Genomic DNA, 18,374 nt, shown 5'->3' with positions numbered 1-18,374 from the left:
GGCACGACTGGCGGAGGGCGAGGGATTCGAACCCCCGGTGCGTCGCCGCACAACGGTTTTCAAGACCGTCACATTAGGCCGCTCTGTCAGCCCTCCCGGCGAGCCATTGTGGCACGCCCCGCCCGTGCACGACGACGGCGGGCCGCCCCGCGGAGGGCGGCCCGCCGTCGTGCGGTGGCGCGGGGTGCGGGAGCGGTCAGGCCGCGCCGCGGAGCTGGCGCATCGCGAGCTGGACGAGCGCGATGAGCGTCTGCTTCGTCGCCGCGCGCGAGCGCGCGTCCGTGTAGAGCATCGGCACGTGCGGCGGGATCTGCAGCGCCTCGCGGACGTCCTCGAGCTTGTGCTTGGCCACGCCGTCGAAGCAGTTGACGCCCACGACGAACGGGATGTTGCGCGACTCGAAGTAGTCGATCGCCGGGAAGCACTGCTCCAGGCGGTCGGTGTCGACGAGCACGACGGCGCCGATCGCGCCGCGGACCAGGTCGTCCCACATGAAGAGGAAGCGGTCCTGGCCCGGCGTGCCGAACAGGTAGAGCCACAGGTTGCCCGGCAGCGAGACGCGGCCGAAGTCCATCGCGACGGTCGTCGTCGTCTTGCGGTCGGACACGCCGCCCGCGTCGTCGACGCCCACCGAGTGCTCCGTCATCGCGGCCTCGGTGTTGAGCGGCTCGACGTCCGAGATCGAGCCGATGAACGTCGTCTTGCCGACGGCGAAGCCGCCCGCGACGACGATCTTCACGACCGTCGGCGCGGTCCGGGACGCCGCCGCGCCCCCGGGCTGCGCCGCCGCGGCGGGCGGAGCCACGGGCGCTGCCGCGACCGGGCGCGCGGGGGCCGCCTGCTGCACCGGGGCGACCGGCTGAGCGGGCGCCTGCTGAGCAGGCGCCTGCTGAGCGGGAGCCACGGGCTGCGCGGCAGCCAGGGGCTGCGGCGCGGTGCGCGGCTGGGCCGCGGCCTGCGCGACGGGAGCCGACGCAGGCTGCGCGGCGGCCGGGGACGGCTGCGCGGCGGCCGGAGCAGGAGCGACCGGCTGCGGTGCGGCCGGAGCCGCCGCGGGCTGCGTCGCCACCGGCGCGACAGGCTGCGGTGCCGCCGGCTGCGGTGCCGCCGGAGCGACGGGCTGGGCCGCGGCCGGCTGCTGCGGTGCCGCGGGCTGCCCGGGCGTCGCCGGAGCCGTCTGGGTCGGCACGCCGACGGGGGCGCTCACCGGAGCCCACGCCGTCTGGCGCAGCGCCGGCTGACCGCCGGGCGCACCCCCGCTCGCCCCGGACGGCTGCCCTGCCTGCGGCCCGCTCCCCGAGCCGTCAGAGGGTGGAAATGCCATTGAGAACACTCTCCAAGACGCTCAGGGACAGACCCGAGTGGTTGCTGCCGTGACCCGTGTGGACGTTGAGCGGGGTCGACGTGTGGACGGTGATGTAGTTGTCCTCCTGCAGGTCCGCGACGAGCACCTTCGTCACGCCGAGCGGCAGGCGCAGGAGCGCGGAGAGCTCGGCGATCGAGACGTACGTGTGCGCGGCGTGCTGGAGGATCGAGCGCTTCTCGGGCGGCAGCCCGAAGCTGTTCACGGCACCCGGCATGACCTCGACGAGCGCCTCGAGCGGGAGGTCGGACGTGGCGGACCGCACGCGACCACCCGTCACCGCGTACGGGCGGACGGTCGCCGCCTCGTACCCGTCGTGGGCTCCCATGCTGCCGAAAGGTACGTTCGTCATCGATCAGTCCTCATCCCACCGGGGTTCGGGTCGCACCGTCGACCGGAAGGCTACCCCGCATCTCCGAGATGAGCTGCGGCGTCAGGGTCGCCTCCGTGCGCGAGACGAGGAGCGCCATCTCGTAGCCGATGAGGCCGATGTCGCAGTTCGCCTCGGCCACCACGCCCAGGACGGAGCCGTTCGACACGTTCATGAGGAACAGGAACCCGTTGTCCATCTCGATGATGGCCTGCCGGACGTTCCCGCCGTTGAGCTGGCGGGCCGCACCGCGGGTCAGGCTCGACATGCCCGAGACGATCGCGGCGAGCTGGTCACCGCTCGTCCGGTCGAGCTGGTCGGACATCGCCATGAGCAGGCCGTCCGCCGACACCACGAGCGTGTGCCGGCTGCCCGGTACGGTCCGCACGAAGTTGTCGAGCAGCCACCCGAAGTTCGTGGCCTCGGTGCTGAGCGCGTTCACTGTTCCTCCTCGTCAGTTGCCGCAGACGGCATGTCGTCACCGCGCCTGCGGCGCTGAATCAGGGACATAATCCATGGCCTCGGGGTTCCACGTCGAACTCGTCTCGTCCTGCCCCTCGACACGCCCGCGGGCGGTCGCCGACTGGAACGCCGACAGGCGCGCCCGCAACTGCTCCGGGTCGCGGTCGATCCGCGCCGTGAAGCGGTCGACGTACCCGTCGCGCTCCTCGCCGCGCGAGCGTCGCGCGAGGCCCGACGCCGCGGCGTCGACCTTGAGCGGCTGGTAGATGCCGTCGTTCGGGTCCGCCAAGGTCGCTTCCTGGAAATCGGTGCTGCCCTGCAGCAGGGTGGACATCTCCTCGTACAGCACCGCCGACGCCATCCAGTCCGACCGCGCCTCGACGGAGTCGGACACGTAGCCCGCGTCCAGCGGCTCGAGGGACTCCGCGACCGGGCGCCGGGCGAGCGGGCTCGGCGGACCGTAGCCCGACGCCGCGTCCCTGGCGGGAGCGGCGTCCCACGCGGCGGCGGGGGCCGGCTCGGGCGCGGACGGTCGGACCGCGGGGTACGGGTCGTCCTGGACCGGGGGGAGGCTCCGCGTCTCCTGCACCGGAGCCGCCGGCGCCTCGGGGGCGAAGGACGGCGTGGGCGCAGCAGGGAGGTCGGTGCGCGGCGCGAACGCGGACGTGCGTGCCGGCGCGCCCGGCTCCTGCCGCGCGGCCGGGGCCCCCTGGACCGGGGCGGGCGCCGCGGGCGCAGGTGCCACCGGGTTCGACGCCGCGGGTGCGGCCGCCGCCGGTGCCGGCGCCGGCGTCGAGACCGCCGGGCGCGAGGCGAGCGCCTCCGCCGAGGGGCCGGCGGGTCGCGTCGCCTGCGGCGTGGCGGTCGTCCGCGGACGACGCCCGAAGAGACCGCGCTTGCGCGCCTGGCTCTCGCGCAGCGATCGGCGCGTCGGGAGGTCGGCCATGAGCTCCTCGAAGCGCGGCAGCGCCTCGAACGAGAGCTCGGCGGGGATCTCCTCTGCGCCGTCCCCGGCACGACCCTCGGCCACGACAGGGACGTCCGTCGTCTGCTCCGGGGCGGAGGGCGCCACGGGCCGGACCTCGGTCGCGGCCTGGCTCCGGTCGGCGAGCGGCGCGCGCTCGGCCGCGGGCTGCTCGGGCTGCACCGCCACGGGCGGGACGACGCGGGTCGCGTCGAGCGGCTCGTCGGCGAACGACGACGGCGCCCAGCCCGCAGACGCGGTCTCCTGGGCAGGCTCGGGCTCCCACGCCTGCTCGGCGGGCTGCTCCGGGGTCCACGCCTGCTCGGCGGGCTGCTCCGGGGTCCACGCCTGCTCGGCGGGCTGCTCCGGGGTCCACGTCTGCTCGGCGGGCTGCTCCGGGGTCCAGGCCTGCTCGGGCGCCCAGGCCTGCTCCGTGCCCGTGGCCGCGCTCGGAGCGGCCGGCTGCTCCGCGACCTCCGGCGGGGTCCAGACGACCTCGTGGTGGACGGCGGCCTCGGCCGTCGGCACGTCGCTCACCAGCGGGATGTCGGTCGCCGTGACGTCCGGCGCGACCGGCAGCTCGACCGGGTTCTCGGTGACCGGCCGCTCGCCCACGGGGCGGAAGCTCGAGAAGAGCGCGCTGCGGGTGCTGACGTCGAGCACCGGGATCTCGGCCGAGACGGGCTCGACCGGGGTCGTGGCGGCACGGGACCGGCTCGGGAGCGCCGACGCGGCGGGAGCCACCTCCGCGGGCGGGATCCAGGCCTCGTCCGCGGCGGGCAGCTCGTCCGGGAGTGCCGGGGTCGCGAGCGGCGGGAGCACGATGGCGCCCGTCTGCGGGCCCGACGCGAACGACGCGCTGGGTGCGGCCGCCGCCGGGTCGACCGTGCGGGAGCGACGGCGCGGCATGCCCGTCTGCGTGGTCCCGTCGGTGAGCGCGTCGAGGTCGACCGGCACGGCGGCGGGCGCCTCGGGCTCCACGGCCGCGGCGGACGCCGCCGGGACGGGTGCGGGTGCGGGAGCGGCGGGCTCGGCGGGGAGCGCCGGCATCACGCCCGTGCTCGTGAGCTGCTGTGCGGCGGCCTGGGTGCTCGTCTCCAGCGGGTCCGTCGGCTGCGGGAGCGGGACGTTCGAGTCGGGGACGAAGAGGACCGCCGGGAAGGACACGACGACCTCGGTGCCCTGCTCGTCGCCCCCGGCGCTGAAGCGGACCTTGGCGCCGAGCCGCTCCGAGAGGCGGCCGACCACGAACAGGCCCAGGCGCTGGGCGCCGACGACGTCCGAGGCCGCGTGCGTCGCGACCTTGCGGTTCGCCTCCGCGATCTCCTCGGCCGTCATGCCCAGACCGTGGTCCCGGACGGTGATGTGCACGAAGTCCGCGTCGCGGCCGGTGGTGACCTCGACGGGCGTGTGCGGCTCGGAGAACATCGTCGCGTTCTCGAGGAGCTCGGCGAGCAGGTGCGCCGCGTTGAGCGCGTTGTGCCCCAGCATGAGCGGGTCGACGACGAGGTTGAGGCGCACCCGGTCGTACAGCTCGATCTCGGAGGACGCGGTGCGGATGACGTCGGAGGCCGGCATCGGCTGGCGCACCCGACGGCCCGAGTCGATGCCGGCGAGCACGAGCAGCGACTCGGCGTTGCGGCGCATCCGGGTCGCGAGGTGGTCGAGGCGGAAGAGGTTGGACAGCGTGCCCGCGTCCTCCTCGGAGCGCTCGAGGTCGTCGAGGAACGCGAGCTGGCGGTTGAGGAGCACCTGGTCGCGGCGGGCCACGTTGACGAACATCTCGGCGATCGAGCCACGGAGCGCCGCCTGCTCGCGGGCGACCTTGATCGTCGTCTGGTTCACGTCGTTGAACGCGGTCGCGAGCTGGCCGACCTCGTCGCTGGACTCGACGGTGATCGGCGCGAGGTCGATGCCCGGGCCCTGGCCCGGCACGGCGACCTGCTCGACGAGCTTGGGGAGCTGGTCACGGACGTCCTCGGCGGCGTCGGTGAGGCGCCGGAGCGGGTTGACGATCGCGCGCGCGATGAAGCCCGCCACGAGGATCGAGGCGACGACCGCGGCGAGCGTCACGAGGATGGTGATCACGGCGCGGGTCGTGGCGGCCGCCGCGAGGTCCGAGGCCTTCTCCGCGGTCTCGGTGCGCACGGCGTCGCGCACGGGGGCGGTCTGGTCGCGGTCCTCCTGCGAGAGGGTCGGCCACTGCGCTGCCTGGCTGGGCGGGGTGGCTGCCGGGCGCGACCCGATGAGGTTCTCCCGGATCTGGTTGTAGGTCGCCGTCGGCGTCTCGAGGCGGAACTCCCCCGGCAGCTGGCGGACCGCGGCGCGTGTCCGACCAGCGAGTGAGTTACCGGTGGTGATGAGGACGGCGGCCTGCTGGTTGGTGGTGTCGCTCTGCTGCCCCGCCTGCGCGGCCTGGAGCACCGCTCCGGCCAGCGGCTGCTCGAGCGCCTGCTGGGCGAGCAGCTCGTCGAGGAGCACGTAGGTGTCGAGGTACTGCGCGAGGCTGCGGTCGGGAGTGGTGTCCGCGAGCGTGCGCGGCACGTCCAGCGCCGCGTCGATGAGGTCGCCGTACAACGAGTTGCGCTGCAGCTGGCCGAGGCCGGACCGGTCGATCGCCTGGCGGACACCGACGAGCTCGGACCGGTCACCGATCGTGTCGGCCACGGCCTTGCGCACGCGAGGGTCGAGCGCCGACGTGTCGAGCCGCTCGTACGCGCGGTCGCGCGCGTCCAGCGCGCGGTCGGTCTTCTCGCGCTGCGCCATCATCTGCGCCTCGGCCTCCTCGGCCGTGTCGCGCGTGCTGTTGGCGTCGAGGAACGAGTACGTGCGCTCGGCCGCGATCTCCGTCCCGGCCGCGTCCTGCGCCGCGAGCGCCGCGACGAGCGCGCTCGTCTGGCTCGCGTCGCGCGCGGTCCCGATGGCCTGGGCCGAGATGATCGCCGCGGCGGCGAAGAGGACGAGGACGGGCACCGCGAGTGCCGCAAGGATCTTCCCGCGGACGCTCAACCTGCGGAGCATACGAACCTGCCTCCATCACCTGGTCCACCCGTTCGGCGGCATGGTCGACGCGCGTGGCAGCGGCGCCTCCCGGGCTCGCTCCCCGGTCGTGCGTACTAACTATCGGTGCACTTCTCCCGGACACCTAATCCGCGAGGAGGACGAACAATCGCCCTCGTCACGCGGTGCCCCCGTCGGTGATCCGGCGCCTCCCGGGCCGTCCACGTAGTCTCGGCGAGATGCGAGGCGTCACGATATCGGGCCCCGGTGGCCCTGAGAAACTAACGGTTTCCACGCTCCCTGACCAGACCCCTGGGCCGGACGAGCTCGTGGTGGACGTCGCTTCCGCTGGCGTGAACCGTGCTGACCTGCTACAACGCGCTGGATCTTACCCTCCGCCGCCCGGCGCACCCGACTGGCCGGGCCTCGAGGTCTCGGGCACGGTGGCCCGCGTCGGGGACGCGGTGTCGGGCTGGTCGGTCGGCGACCGGGTGGTCGCGCTGCTCGACGGCGGCGGCTACGCGGAGCAGGTGCGGGTGCGCGCGACGCAGGTGCTCCCCGTCCCCGACGGCGTCGACCTCGTGGACGCGGCCGCCCTCCCCGAGGCGGTGTGCACCGTCTGGAGCAACGTGGTCGACGTCGGCCGTCTGGCGCCCGGAGAGTGGCTGCTCGTGCACGGCGGCTCGGGCGGCGTCGGGACGGTGGGCGTCCAGCTCGGCGCGGCGCTCGGGGCGCACGTCGCGGTGACTGCGGGCGGTCGCGACCGCGCCGACCGGTGCCTCGCGCTCGGGGCGAGCCTCGCCGTCGACCACCGCACGGAGGACTTCGTCGCCACGGTGCGGGACGCGTCGGGCGGCCACGGCGCGGATGTGGTGCTCGACGTCGTCGGCGCGGCCTACCTGCCGCGCAACCTCGAGGTCCTCGCCACGGGCGGGCGCCTCGTCGTCATCGGCATGCAGAAGGGACGACGCGCGGAGCTCGACCTCGGCCTCCTCCTCGCCCGCCGCGCCACGGTGGCCGGCACGACGCTGCGGGCCCGCCCGCCGCAGGAGAAGGCGCGCATCGTGCACGAGGTGCTGACGCACGTCTGGCCGCTGGTGGAGGACGGCCGGGTGCGGCCGGTCGTGCACGCACGGCTGCCGCTCGACGAGGCGGCGCGCGCGCACGAGCTGCTCGACTCGGGCGAGGTGTTCGGCAAGGTGCTGCTCGTCCCGTGACGGCGGGGGGCGCCCGTCGGTGCGCGCGGGGGTGGCACGCGCAAGACTGGACCCATGGCTGACGAACCGCGCGACCCCCGTCCCGACGAGCCCACCGCTCCCGACCCCGCGGCGACCGCGCAGGGCGACGACGAGCCCGGCCGTTCCACCGTGGTCATGCCCGACGGCACGGGGGTGAGCGTCGTCGAGAGCGACGACTCGACCGACCCCGACCGCAACCCGGCGACCGTCATCGAGGAGCCGGCCAAGGTCATGCGCATCGGCGGCATGATCAAGAAGCTCCTCGACGAGGTGCGCGACGCCCCGCTCGACGAGGCGGCGCGCTCGCGGCTCGCGGAGATCCACGAGCGGTCCCTCACGGAGCTCGAGGAGGGCCTCTCGCCGGACCTCGTCGAGGAGCTGCACCGCATCACGCTGCCGTTCTCGGACGACAGCGTCCCGACGGACGCGGAGCTCCGCGTCGCGCAGGCGCAGCTCGTGGGCTGGCTCGAGGGGCTGTTCCACGGCATCCAGACGGCGCTCGTCGCGCAGCAGATGGCCGCGCAGGCGCAGCTCTCGCAGATGCGCCGGGCCCTCCCGCCCGGCTCGCTGCCGCCCATGGGCCCCGGTGCGCCCGGCGGCATGCCGGGGCAGCAGCCGCGACCGGACGAGCACGACGGCCGCCCCTCGCCCGGCCAGTACCTCTGAGGACCCGGTCCGCTCAGGCGGGCGGGGGGTCGGTCGGCAGCACGTCGTCCGGCTCCCCGCGCCCGCCCGCGCCCGGGCGCGCGGCGGTCATGGCGATCGCCCCGGAGACGAGCACGAGGCCGACCAGCTCCAGGGGGCTCGGGACCTGCCGGAGCACGACGGCGCCCACGACGGCCGCCGTCGCCGGGAGCAGCGCGAGGAGCACCGAGAACGTCGCCGCGCTGACGCGGCGCAGGATCACCTGCTCGAGCGCGTAGGGCACGACGGACGAGAACAGCGCGATCCCCACGACGGCCAGGGCGTGCCGCCAGTCGCCGAGCACCGGGACGGCGTCCGGCGCGAGGAACGGCGCGAACGCGAGCGCGCCCACGGTCATCCCGACCGCGAGCGACGTGACGCCCGAGCCCCCGACGGCGACCCGACGACCGAGCACGATGTACGCGGCCCAGCACGCGGCGGCGACGGCGATCGCCGCGAGACCGAGGACGGCGTCGTCGTGCGGGAGGTCGGACCCGACCGTCACGCCGGCGAGCAGCACGACCCCGGCCGCCGCGACCGCGATGGCGCCGCGCTCGCGCCAGCCGCTGCCCGTGACCGCCGCGACCGTGACCGGGCCGAGGAACTCGATCGCGACGGCGGTGCCGAGCGGGAGGTGGTTGATCGCGACGTAGAACGCGAGGTTCATCGCCGCGAGCGCGACCCCGAAGACCGCGGCCCACGCGAGGTCGTGCCGCGTCCAGCGGCGCCGCCACGGGCGGCGCCAGGCCAGCAGGAGCAGCGCGGAGGCCGCGATGCGCAGCCACCCCACCGCGACCGCCCCGGCGACGGCGAACAGCCCGACGGCGATCGCCGCGCCCAGGTACTGCGTGAGGCCCGAGACGACGAACAGCGCCGGTGCCGGGACGCGGTCGAGGGCGGCTGTTCGGGTGGGCACCGACCGACTCTACGACCGCGCCCGCCAAGGCACGTCGCACGCCGGTCGTGCGACGGCGGCCCGTCCGCCGTGCGGGACGGGCCGCCGCCACCGGCTCGCTGCGGCCGGCGTCAGCCCTTGACCGAGCCGGCGAGCAGGCCGCGCACGAAGTACCGCTGGAGCGCGAGGAACACGACCACGGGCACGACCATGGAGATGAACGCGCCCGCCGGGAGCAGGTGCCAGCTCGCGCCGCGCGAGCCGGACAGCTCGGCGAGCCGCACCGTGATGGGTGCGGTGTCCTGGCCGGACGCGAACGTCAGCGCGACGAGCAGGTCGTTCCACACCCAGAGGAACTGGAAGATGCCGAACGCCGCGATGGCGGGGACGAGGAGCGGCATGAGGACCTGGAAGAAGATCTTCACGTGCCCCGCGCCGTCGACGCGGGCGGCCTCGACGAGCTCGCGCGGGATGTCCTTCATGAAGTTGTGCAGCAGGAAGATCGCGAGCGGCAGCGCGAAGATCGAGTGCGACAGCCACACGGGCCAGAACGAGCCGTCGATCCCCCAGTCCACGTACTGGGTGAGCAGCGGGACGAGCGTGACCTGGATGGGCACGATCTGGAGCGCGAAGACCGCGACGAACAGCAGGTTGCGGCCCTTGAAGTTCACCCACGCGAACGCGTACGCGGCGAGCGACGCGAGCGTGATCGGGATGATCACCGCGGGCAGCGTGATGACGAGGGAGTTGACGAAGTACGTCGCGAAGCTCGTCGAGCCGCCGAACAGCGCGTCCGTGTAGTTGTCGACCGTGAACTCGGGGTTCGCGAACGCCTCCCACCACCCCGACCGGCGGATCTCGCGCGGCGGCCGGAACGACGTGACGAGGAGCCCGAACGTCGGGATCGTCCACAGGACGGCGAGCACGATCGCGATGATCGACGCCGGCCGCGAGGAGACCTTGCGGCGCACCTTGTCGGCACGCGCGTCGAGGCCGGCGACGACGCCCTTGCCGCTGCCCTCCTCGACCGTCTCGTCGACGAGCGGGGCGTCGGGCACGGAGGCGGACAGTGGGGTGCTCATCGGATCTCCTCCGCCTGCTTCAGCTGCCGCACGTTGTACACGATGATCGGGATGACGAGCACGAAGAGGATGACGGCGAGCGCGGCGCCCAGACCCTGCTCGCCCTGGCGCAGCGCCTGCGTGTAGAACTCGTTCGCCACGACCGACGTCTCGAACCGGCCGCCCGTCATCGTGCGGACGATGTCGAAGACCTTGAGCGTGCCGATGGCGATCGTCGTGAGGACGACGACGAGGGCCGGGCGGATGCTCGGCACCGTGATGTAGCGGAACATCCGCATGCCGCCGACGCCGTCGAGCCGGGCCGCCTCGACGATGTCGTCCGGGATGGCGCGGATCGCGGCGGCGAGGATCGTCATGGCGAACCCGGCCTGGATCCAGATCATCACGAGGATGAGGAAGAACGTGTTCGCCGGCGCGCTGAGCAGGAACTGCTGCGGCTCCAGCCCGAGCCACACGAGGACCTGGTTGAACAGGCCGATCTGCGGCTGGCTGGCCGGCTTGTACTCGTACATGAACTTCCAGATGATGCCCGCGCCGACCATGGAGATCGCCATGGGCAGGAAGATCAGGGTCTTCGCGAGCTTCTCGAAGCGGGACCGGTCGACGACGACCGCGTACACCAGCCCGAGGAACGTCGAGACGAGCGGGACGACGATGACCCAGATCGCGGTGTTTCGCAGGACGATCTGGAACTCGTCCCGCGTGAACGCGGTGACGTAGTTGTCGAACCCGACGAACGCGGAGCCCGTGCGGTTGTAGAACGAGTCGCGGATGGTGCGCAGCCCCGGGTACAGCAGGCCGAACGCGAGCATGACGACCGCGGGCCCGGCGAACGCGATCGCGACGACCCAGCCGGGCACGCGCTTCGGCCGGTCGACGAGGAAGAGGATCAGACCCATGACGACGACGAAGAGCAGGATCGCGACGACCATCACCGCGAGCTTGCCCCCCGTCCCGGAGGGTTCGAGCAACCAGTCCATGTGAGGCTCCTGAGGTGGCCGGCGGCGGCCGGGACGACGAGGTGGACGACGAGGGGCGGTCGCCCGAGGGCGGGCCGCCCGGGTCCGGCCCGGGCGACCCGCCCCCGGGTCGACGCGCGGGCCCGGGGCCCGACGACGGGGCTCGCGCCGCGCCGTCAGCCCCCGGGCCGCCCGCAGGTCAGGACGTCGGCCAGGACGCCTCGATGGCGTCGAGCACGGCCTGGTCGGACTTGTCGCTCGCGATCCACTCGGTCATCTCGGACCAGAACGAGCCGGCGCCGACGGCGGCGGGCATCATGTCCGAGCCGTCGAAGCGGAACGTGTAGCTCTCGTCCGTGAGCAGCTCGTACGCCTGCTGGTCCATCGGCGACTGCAGCAGCTCGGGGTCGAGACCGTTGTTCGCGCTGATCCAGCCCTGCGGGGTCACGCTCGCCTTGGCGTTGGACCACTCGGGGCTCGACAGGTACGCGTGGAAGGCCTGGACCTCGGGACGGTCGTTGAACGCCGCGACGAACTCGCCGCCACCGAGCAGCGGCTTGTCGTCGGCCGACTCGCCCGGCAGGTAGAACGCCCACACGTCGCCGTCCTCGGCGACCTCGAGGTCGGGGTCGAGGGTCGTCCAGTTCGCCTGGTAGAACGTGGCCTGGCGGTGCATGTAGCACAGGCCGTCGATGATCGGGTACCCGCCCTCGGTGAACTCGGTCGTCGCGATGCTGCTCACGTCGCCCAGGCCGCCGTTGACGTAGTCCTCGTTCTTCAGCACGTCGCCGACCGCGGCGAGGGCCGTCGCGATCTGCGGGTCGTTGAACGGGATCTCGTGGTTGACCCACTGGTCGTAGACCTCGGGGCCCGCCGTGCGCAGGACGACGTCCTCCATCCAGTCGGTGGCCGGCCAGCCGGTCGCCTCGCCGGACGCGATGCCGGCGCACCAGGGCTTGACGTCACCCTCGGGGTTGTCGGCGACGATCTGGTCGGAGAGCTCCATGAGCTCGTCCCACGTCGTCGGGACCTCGTAGCCCGCCTCCTCGAACATGGACGGCGAGTACCAGACGAACGACTTGACGTTCGCGCCGAGCGGCGTCGCGTACAGCGTGCCGTCGACGGTGCCGTACTCCTTCCAGGACTCGGTGTAGTACTGGTCGACGTTGGCCGCGGCCTGGTCGCCGACCGGCTGGATCGCGTCGGGGAAGTCCGCGACGATGCGGCGCAGGAGGCCGGGCTGCGGCAGGTACGCGATGTCCGGCGCGCTGCCGGACTGGATGCGGACGGGGAGCTGGGCCTCGAACTCCTTGGAGCCCTCGTAGTCGATCGTGGCGCCCGTGCACTCCTCGAACGGCTCGTACGACGCCTGCTGCTGCTCGGCCTCGGTGTCGACGATCGTCGAGTAGACCGAGACGGTCTTGCCGGACAGGTCGCCGTACTGCTCGAAGTCGGCGCAGTCCACCTCCGCGCTGGGCGACTCCTCGTCGCCCCCGCCGCCGCCCCCGCTGCTGCACGCCCCGAGCACGAGCGCGAGGCTCGCGCCGCCGGCGGCGACCGCCAGCGTGCGGCGACGCGCCGCGCTGGTCCTCGTGGTCCTGGTCATCTCAGCCTCCACCTCGTCGTGGGTCCGGACGTCGTCACCCCGGTCCGGTGAGGACCGGGCGCATCGCGACGTCGCGAGCGCGGGTGCGCTCTCGCCCTCCCACCATGCAAGCGGTTGCATGCCGCGGGTGCAAGCACAGCAGAGGTGAGTTTGCGTAACGATTCCGTCACGCGGGCCGGGTACGCGCTCTCTCGGGCCGCGTGCGGCTGGTCGCGCTCCCACACCGTGCTCGTGCCGAGGCGTCCCGGCGCGGGCCCGGGACGCGGGCGGGCCTACGCGCTCGGGGCGAGCGGCGCCGTCGAACCGCGCCGGACGAGCTCCGTCGGGTACGTCAGGCTCTCGGGGACGGGGGCACCGTTGATCATGTCGAGGAGCAGGAGCGCCGCGTCGAAGCCCTGCTGGTAGGCGTCCTGCGCGATCGTGGTCAGACCGACCAGCTCGCCGAGGTCGTGCCCGTCCACGCCCACGACGGACAGGTCCTCCGGCACGCGCAGGCCCAGGTCGCGCGCCGCGAGGATCGCCCCCATCGCCATCTCGTCCGACGCCGCGAACACCGCGGTCACGTCCGGACGGCGGCGCAGCAGCTCCGCGGTCGACTCGCGGCCGCCCGCGACGTCGAAGTCGCCGTTCACCTCGAGGTCCGGCTGCACGACGACGCCCGCCTCCTCGAGCGCCCGCACGTACCCTCGCGCGCGCTCCACGGGCGGGGACCACGACGACACCAGGTCCGGGACCCCGGTCACGTGCCCGATCACCCGGTGCCCGAGGTCGAGCAGGTGGCGTGTCGCCGCCCGCCCCGTCGCGACGTCGTCGAGCCGGACCGTCACCTGCTCGGCCGGCCCCGACCCCACGAACGCCAACGGCCGCGCGAGCCCGACGAGCGAGCGCACCTCGTCGTCGTCCAGCGGCAGCCCGACGACGAGCGTCCCGTCCACGCGGTGGCGCAGCACGCTCGGGTCGACCCGGCGGCGCGACGACGTGCGGCGGACGTCGAACGTGTAGAGCAGCACGTCGTAGCCGAGGTCGCGCAGAGCGCGCTCGGCGCCCTCGATGACGTTGGCGAAGAACCATCGGTTCACCCACGGGGTCAGCACGCCGATCGTGCGGGTCCGCCCCGTGGCCAGGGACGACGCCGACGGCGTGGGCACGTACCCGAGCCGCGCCGCCTCCGCGAGCACCCGCAGGCGCGTCGCCTCGGAGACGTTCGGCAGGCCGCGCAGGGCGCGCGAGACGGTCGCCGTGGACACCCCGGCGGCCTGGGCGACGTCGTCGATACCTGCCACGACGGGTGATGCTGCCACGCCGGGACGGACCCTGGCGAGGCGCCGTGCCGCATCGTGAGCAGATCGATGCAAGCGCTTGCCCTCGCCGGGACCGATATCGTGGTCGGGCCCGCCCCCGGCACCGCTCGGCACGCCCGAGCCCGCCGTGCCGTCGTCGGGCACCACCACCTGCGAACCGGAAGGACCACGATGATCGAGCTGAGGACCCCGCGGGAGATCGAGCAGATGCGGCCCGCCGGACGGTTCGTCGCCGACGTCCTCACCACGGTGCGCGCCGCCACGAAGGTCGGGACGAACCTGCTCGAGCTCGACGAGGTCGCGCACCGGATGATCCGCGACCGCGGGGCCGAGTCCTGCTACATCGACTACCACCCGTCGTTCGGTGCGAGCCCCTTCGGCAAGGTGATCTGCACGTCCGTGAACGACGCCGTGCTGCACGGCCTGCCCCACGACTACGCGCTGCGCGACGGCGACCTGCTGAGCATCGACTTCGCCGCCTCCGTCGACGGGTGGGTCGCGGACTCGGCGCTGTCGTTCGTCGTCGGCACGCCGCGCGCGGGCGCGCTCGGCGAGGCGGACGCCCGGCTCATCCAGACGACCGAGCGCGCGCTCGAGGCGGGCATCGCCGCCGCGCAGCCGGGCAAGAAGGTCGGCGACATCTCCGCCGCCATCGCCGACGTCGCGCACGCCGCGGGCTACTCGGTGAACACCGACTTCGGCGGGCACGGCGTCGGCCGCACCATGCACGGCGAGCCCCACATCCCCAACGACGGCCGCCGCAAGCGCGGGTTCCCGCTCAAGCCGGGCCTCGTCATCGCGATCGAGCCCTGGTTCCTCGAGACCACCGACGAGATCTACACCGACCCCGACGGCTGGACCCTCCGCTCCGCCGACGGGTCGCGCGGCGCGCACAGCGAGCACACCGTCGCGATCACCGAGGACGGTCCCGTCGTGCTCACCGCGCGCGAGCCCCGCGACTGACCGTCCCCGAGGTAGAGCCGCGGTCCGCCGAGGTAGAGCCCCGGTCCGCCGAGGTAGAGCCGCGGTACCGCGGGTCGGCGGGCATCGTCACTGCGGGCGCCGAGCGACGTCCGAGCACCGCCAGACGTCGCCACCCGCCCCCTTCCGCCGCACCGTCCGGGACGCGCCTGACGCCGGGACGCGCCTGACGCCGTGGCGCCACGTTCCCGTCGTCGATCGAAGAGGATGCAGGGATGACGCACGACGCTCACGGACGCGACCTCGACCGAGGCTCCGGGGAGGCGCGGACCACGGTGGCCGGCCGCCCCCGCGACGCTCGGCGGCGGCGAGCCGCTGCCCGCCTCACCGGCGGTCTCGCCGTCTCCGTCGTGCTCGCCGGGTGCGCACCGGGCGCGGTCGACACCGACACCACCGAGAGCGTCACGGTGGTCGAGGACTTCTTCGCGAGCCTGGAGGCCGGGAGGGCGAGCGACGCCGCGGCGCTCACCACGATCGACCTCGACGAGGATCTCGTCGACGACGACTTCTACCGCGCCTCCGTGGCTCGGCCCACCGACGCGCGCGTGGTGGCGTCCTCCGGCTCGTCGGCCGGCGCGAGCGTGACGGTCGAGTTCACCCTCGACGGCGTCGACGGCGCCGTGCGCCTGGAGGTCCGGACGACCCGCGACGGCGACCGCACCACGATCAGCGACCTGGGCACCGCCGACACGATCGGTGCGGGTCAGCCGGTGTCCGGCACGCTGACGGTCAACGGCCAGGTCGAGTACCCGGCGGCGGAGCTCACTCCCGTCACGTTGCTCCCGGGTGCCTATGCCGTCGAGTACACCGACCCGACCGGTCTCCTCGAAGGGTTGCGCCGGGGCTCGTCGTTCACGGCCTACGTGCCCGACGTCGTCCGGGAGGACGGGGTCGTGGCCGAGGGCTTCGCGTTCACCCCGACCCTGCGGCCCGACGTCGAGCCGGGGGTGGAGGAAGCGGTCGAGGGACTGCGGGCCGCCTGCGAGGACGAAGGCCTCGCCGGTCCGTCCTGCCCGTCGGAGCTCGTCGAGAACGCGCGCGAGACCTCCCGAACGGAGTGGTTCGCCGAACCCGGGCCAGAGATCCGGTACGTCGACGGGGCGTACGAGGCGACGGCGGAGTACACCGTCCTGCTCTGGGACGACGGCGACCTGCCCGTCGAGGTGCGCGCCTCGTACACCGGGACCGTCGCACGCGACGCAGCGGGGAAGATCACCTTCACACGACCCTGAGGCGTGCGGCCCCGGTCGGGCGCCTCTCCCCCGGCGCCCGGGCGCTACCGCGCGGGCAGGAGGCTCTGGAGGACGCGCGCCGCGCCGTCGTCCTCGATGGTGCCGGTCACCTCGTCGGCCGCCGCCTGCACGACGTCGTCCGCGTGGCCCATCGCGACGCCGCGGGCCGCCCAGCGGAGCATCTCGACGTCGTTGCGCCCGTCGCCGACGGCCACGGTCCGGTGCGGCTGGACGTGCAGGGTGCGACGCACGAGCTCCAGGCCGGTCGCCTTCGTGACGCCGAGGGGCGCGAGATCCATCCATGCCGTCCAGCCGACGGCGTACGTGACGTCGTCGAGGCCGAGCCGCTCCACGAGCTCGTGGAACTGCTCGCTCGTCGACCCCGGCGCCCGCACGACGACGCGCGTCACCTCGCCGGACCACAGCTCGTCGAACTCGACGACGCGATGCACGCCGTCGAGCTCGCCGTCGGGGAAGAGCTCGTTCATGCGGAACCCGACGCCGACGTCCTCGACGGCGTACCGCGCGTCGGGCAGGTGCTCGCGCAGGAGCCGCAGGGCCGGGCCCGGGTCGAACGTCACGACGTCCTCGAGGACGTACCCGTCGGGCTCGTCGGGGTCCAGCCGCGCGGTCACGGCGCCGTTGGACGCGACGACCCAGCCGCGGTCGATCCCGAGGATCTCCGCGACGGGCGTCATCGCGATGAGCGACCGGCCCGACGCGAGCACCACGTGGTGCCCCGCGGCGCGCAGGTCCGCGACGGCGTCGCGCACGTCCTCCGACAGCTCCTGGTCGTAGGACATGAGCGTGCCGTCGATGTCGAGCGCGACGAGCAGCGGCTCGGCCGCATCGGTGGTCTCCCGGGCGTCCGTCACGCCACCACCGGCTCGAGGACCTCGAGGCCGCCGAGGTACGGCCGCAGCCCCTCGGGCACGCGGACCGACCCGTCGGGCTGCTGGTGGTTCTCGAGGATCGCGACGATCCAGCGCGTCGTGCCGAGGGTGCCGTTCAGCGTGGCGACGGTCCGCGTCTCCGTCTTTCCGTCCGCCTCGACCCGCTCGCGGACGTTGAGGCGGCGCGCCTGGAACGTCGTGCAGTTCGACGTCGACGTGAGCTCCAGGTAGCGCTGCTGGGTGGGCAGCCACGCCTCGCAGTCGAACTTGCGCGCGGCGCTCGACCCGAGGTCGCCCGCCGCGGTGTCGATGACGCGGTACGGCAGGTCGACGAGGCGCAGCATCTGCTCCTCCCAGCCGAGCAGGCGCTGGTGCTCCGCGGCGGCGTCGGACGGGTCGCAGTAGGAGAACATCTCGACCTTGTGGAACTGGTGCACGCGGATGATGCCGCGCACGTCCTTGCCGTGCGAGCCGGCCTCGCGGCGGTAGCACGCGCTCCACCCGGCGTACCGCAGCGGGCCGCCCGACAGGTCGACGATCTCGTTCGCGTGGTAGCCCGCGAGCGCGACCTCGCTCGTCCCGACGAGGTAGAGGTCGTCCTTCTCCAGGCGGTAGATCTCGTCCGCGTGCGCGCCGAGGAACCCGGTGCCCTGCATGACCTCGGGCCGCACGAGGGTCGGCGTGATGACGGGCGTGAAGCCCGCCGCGACCGCCGTGTCCATCGCCGCGTTGAGCAGCGCGAGCTCGAGGCGCGCGCCCACGCCCGTGAGGTAGTAGAACCGGGCGCCCGAGACCTTCGCGCCGCGCTCGGTGTCGATCGCGCGCAGGCCCTCGCCCAGCTCCAGGTGGTCGCGCGGCGTGAACCCCTCAGCCGCGAAGTCACGGATTGTGCCCTCCTCGCGCAGCACGACGTAGTCGTCCTCGCCTCCGGGAGGCGCCCCCTCGACGACGTTCGAGATGCGGAACAGCAGCCCGCGCAGCTCCTCCGAGGCGGCGTCCGCGTCGGCCTGCCGCGCCTTGACGTCGGCGGCGAGCTGCTTGGTGCGCGCGAGCAGCTCCTGCTTCTCCTCCCCCTGCGCCTGCGCGACCTGCTTGCCGAGGGACTTCTGCTCGGCGCGCAGGCTCTCGAACTCGCTCAGCGCGGCGCGGTGGCGCGCGTCGGCGTCGAGGGCGGCGTCCACCAGCGCGGGGTCGTCACCACGGGTGACCTGGCTGGCACGGACGATGTCGGGGTTGTCGCGCAGGAGGCGGAGGTCGATCACGCCAGCAGCCTAACGAACCCCGCGGCGCGGCGGTCGTGGTCCTCCACAGGCGGAGGTCGATCTCCCCAGCAGCCTCACGAAC

General features: G+C 73.6%; 15 protein-coding genes and 1 tRNA gene. 4 read left to right on the top strand and 12 right to left on the bottom strand.

The annotated features are described in order from the left end of the window. Positions 1–8: 8 nt before the first annotated feature. The 5 genes from ACI769_RS04995 to ACI769_RS04975 all read right to left on the bottom strand — a co-directional run bounded on the left by ACI769_RS04995 (position 9) and on the right by ACI769_RS04975 (position 6,168). Positions 9–96: transfer RNA gene (locus tag ACI769_RS04995), tRNA-Ser, on the bottom strand. 100 nt (positions 97–196) lie between these two features. Further along, complete coding sequence (locus ACI769_RS04990) at positions 197–805, bottom strand: ATP/GTP-binding protein (RefSeq protein ID WP_043657559.1); 609 nt, start codon at positions 803–805, stop codon at positions 197–199. Between the two features lie 499 nt (positions 806–1,304). Continuing rightward, positions 1,305–1,715, bottom strand: a complete 411-nt coding sequence (locus ACI769_RS04985; RefSeq protein WP_021483501.1) for a DUF742 domain-containing protein — start codon at positions 1,713–1,715, stop codon at positions 1,305–1,307. Between the two features lie 10 nt (positions 1,716–1,725). Next, on the bottom strand, positions 1,726–2,175 hold the full coding sequence (locus ACI769_RS04980; protein ID WP_021483502.1) for a roadblock/LC7 domain-containing protein: 450 nt from the start codon (positions 2,173–2,175) through the stop codon (positions 1,726–1,728). A 36-nt stretch (positions 2,176–2,211) separates the two neighbouring features. Then, on the bottom strand, positions 2,212–6,168 hold the full coding sequence (locus tag ACI769_RS04975; RefSeq protein ID WP_396049486.1) for an ATP-binding protein: 3,957 nt from the start codon (positions 6,166–6,168) through the stop codon (positions 2,212–2,214). Between the two features lie 230 nt (positions 6,169–6,398). Here ACI769_RS04975 and ACI769_RS04970 point away from each other — a divergent pair, with 230 nt between their 5' ends. After that, entirely contained in the window at positions 6,399–7,376 is a 978-nt protein-coding gene (locus ACI769_RS04970; protein ID WP_255180334.1) for an NAD(P)H-quinone oxidoreductase, read from the top strand. Positions 7,377–7,430: 54 nt separating this feature from the next. Further along, positions 7,431–8,063, top strand: a complete 633-nt coding sequence (locus ACI769_RS04965) for a bacterial proteasome activator family protein (protein WP_043655284.1) — start codon at positions 7,431–7,433, stop codon at positions 8,061–8,063. A 13-nt stretch (positions 8,064–8,076) separates the two neighbouring features. On the opposite strand, the gene ACI769_RS04960 is transcribed toward ACI769_RS04965, so the two are convergent. From ACI769_RS04960 to ACI769_RS04940, 5 genes are all read right to left on the bottom strand, one after another. Continuing rightward, positions 8,077–8,997, bottom strand: coding sequence for an EamA family transporter (locus tag ACI769_RS04960; protein ID WP_409141244.1), 921 nt, complete (start codon positions 8,995–8,997; stop codon positions 8,077–8,079). 110 nt (positions 8,998–9,107) lie between these two features. After that, a complete protein-coding gene (locus ACI769_RS04955) occupies positions 9,108–10,058 on the bottom strand; it encodes a carbohydrate ABC transporter permease (RefSeq protein WP_021483010.1) in 951 nt (316 codons plus the stop codon). Beyond that, positions 10,055–11,038, bottom strand: coding sequence for a carbohydrate ABC transporter permease (locus tag ACI769_RS04950; protein ID WP_074805176.1), 984 nt, complete (start codon positions 11,036–11,038; stop codon positions 10,055–10,057). The genes ACI769_RS04955 and ACI769_RS04950 overlap by 4 nt, the downstream gene beginning before the upstream one ends. A gap of 178 nt (positions 11,039–11,216) precedes the next feature. Further along, a complete protein-coding gene (locus ACI769_RS04945; protein ID WP_085386685.1) occupies positions 11,217–12,623 on the bottom strand; it encodes an ABC transporter substrate-binding protein in 1,407 nt (468 codons plus the stop codon). Positions 12,624–12,895: 272 nt separating this feature from the next. Further along, positions 12,896–13,906: a LacI family DNA-binding transcriptional regulator gene (locus ACI769_RS04940; RefSeq protein ID WP_034652570.1), complete on the bottom strand. Its 1,011-nt coding sequence runs from the start codon at positions 13,904–13,906 to the stop codon at positions 12,896–12,898. 189 nt (positions 13,907–14,095) lie between these two features. Here ACI769_RS04940 and map point away from each other — a divergent pair, with 189 nt between their 5' ends. Beyond that, positions 14,096–14,887, top strand: a complete 792-nt coding sequence (gene map, locus ACI769_RS04935; RefSeq protein ID WP_021482979.1) for a type I methionyl aminopeptidase — start codon at positions 14,096–14,098, stop codon at positions 14,885–14,887. A gap of 233 nt (positions 14,888–15,120) precedes the next feature. Beyond that, positions 15,121–16,137 carry a hypothetical protein gene (locus ACI769_RS04930; protein ID WP_034652566.1) on the top strand — a complete coding sequence of 339 codons (1,017 nt, stop codon included), beginning with the start codon at positions 15,121–15,123 and terminating at the stop codon, positions 16,135–16,137. A 44-nt stretch (positions 16,138–16,181) separates the two neighbouring features. On the opposite strand, the gene ACI769_RS04925 is transcribed toward ACI769_RS04930, so the two are convergent. Further along, positions 16,182–17,012, bottom strand: coding sequence for an HAD family hydrolase (locus tag ACI769_RS04925; RefSeq protein ID WP_255437965.1), 831 nt, complete (start codon positions 17,010–17,012; stop codon positions 16,182–16,184). After that, a complete protein-coding gene (gene serS / locus ACI769_RS04920) occupies positions 17,009–18,292 on the bottom strand; it encodes a serine--tRNA ligase (RefSeq protein ID WP_043655299.1) in 1,284 nt (427 codons plus the stop codon). The genes ACI769_RS04925 and serS overlap by 4 nt, the downstream gene beginning before the upstream one ends. Positions 18,293–18,374 lie beyond the last annotated feature (82 nt).

The sequence above is a fragment of the Cellulosimicrobium sp. RS genome, assembly GCF_046159675.1.
GTDB lineage: Bacteria > Actinomycetota > Actinomycetes > Actinomycetales > Cellulomonadaceae > Cellulosimicrobium > Cellulosimicrobium funkei.
Note: the sequence above shows the minus strand (reverse complement) of the source record. Positions and strands in the feature narration are given on the sequence as shown.

Coding starts and splice junctions, on each gene's coding strand:
- ACI769_RS04985 (WP_021483501.1), bottom strand. CDS start 1,715: ATGACGAACGTACCTTTCGGCAGCATGGGAGCCCACGACGGGTACGAG.
- ACI769_RS04970 (WP_255180334.1), top strand. CDS start 6,399: ATGCGAGGCGTCACGATATCGGGCCCCGGTGGCCCTGAGAAACTAACG.
- ACI769_RS04965 (WP_043655284.1), top strand. CDS start 7,431: ATGGCTGACGAACCGCGCGACCCCCGTCCCGACGAGCCCACCGCTCCC.
- ACI769_RS04955 (WP_021483010.1), bottom strand. CDS start 10,058: ATGAGCACCCCACTGTCCGCCTCCGTGCCCGACGCCCCGCTCGTCGAC.
- ACI769_RS04950 (WP_074805176.1), bottom strand. CDS start 11,038: ATGGACTGGTTGCTCGAACCCTCCGGGACGGGGGGCAAGCTCGCGGTG.
- ACI769_RS04945 (WP_085386685.1), bottom strand. CDS start 12,623: ATGACCAGGACCACGAGGACCAGCGCGGCGCGTCGCCGCACGCTGGCG.
- map (WP_021482979.1), top strand. CDS start 14,096: ATGATCGAGCTGAGGACCCCGCGGGAGATCGAGCAGATGCGGCCCGCC.
- ACI769_RS04930 (WP_034652566.1), top strand. CDS start 15,121: ATGACGCACGACGCTCACGGACGCGACCTCGACCGAGGCTCCGGGGAG.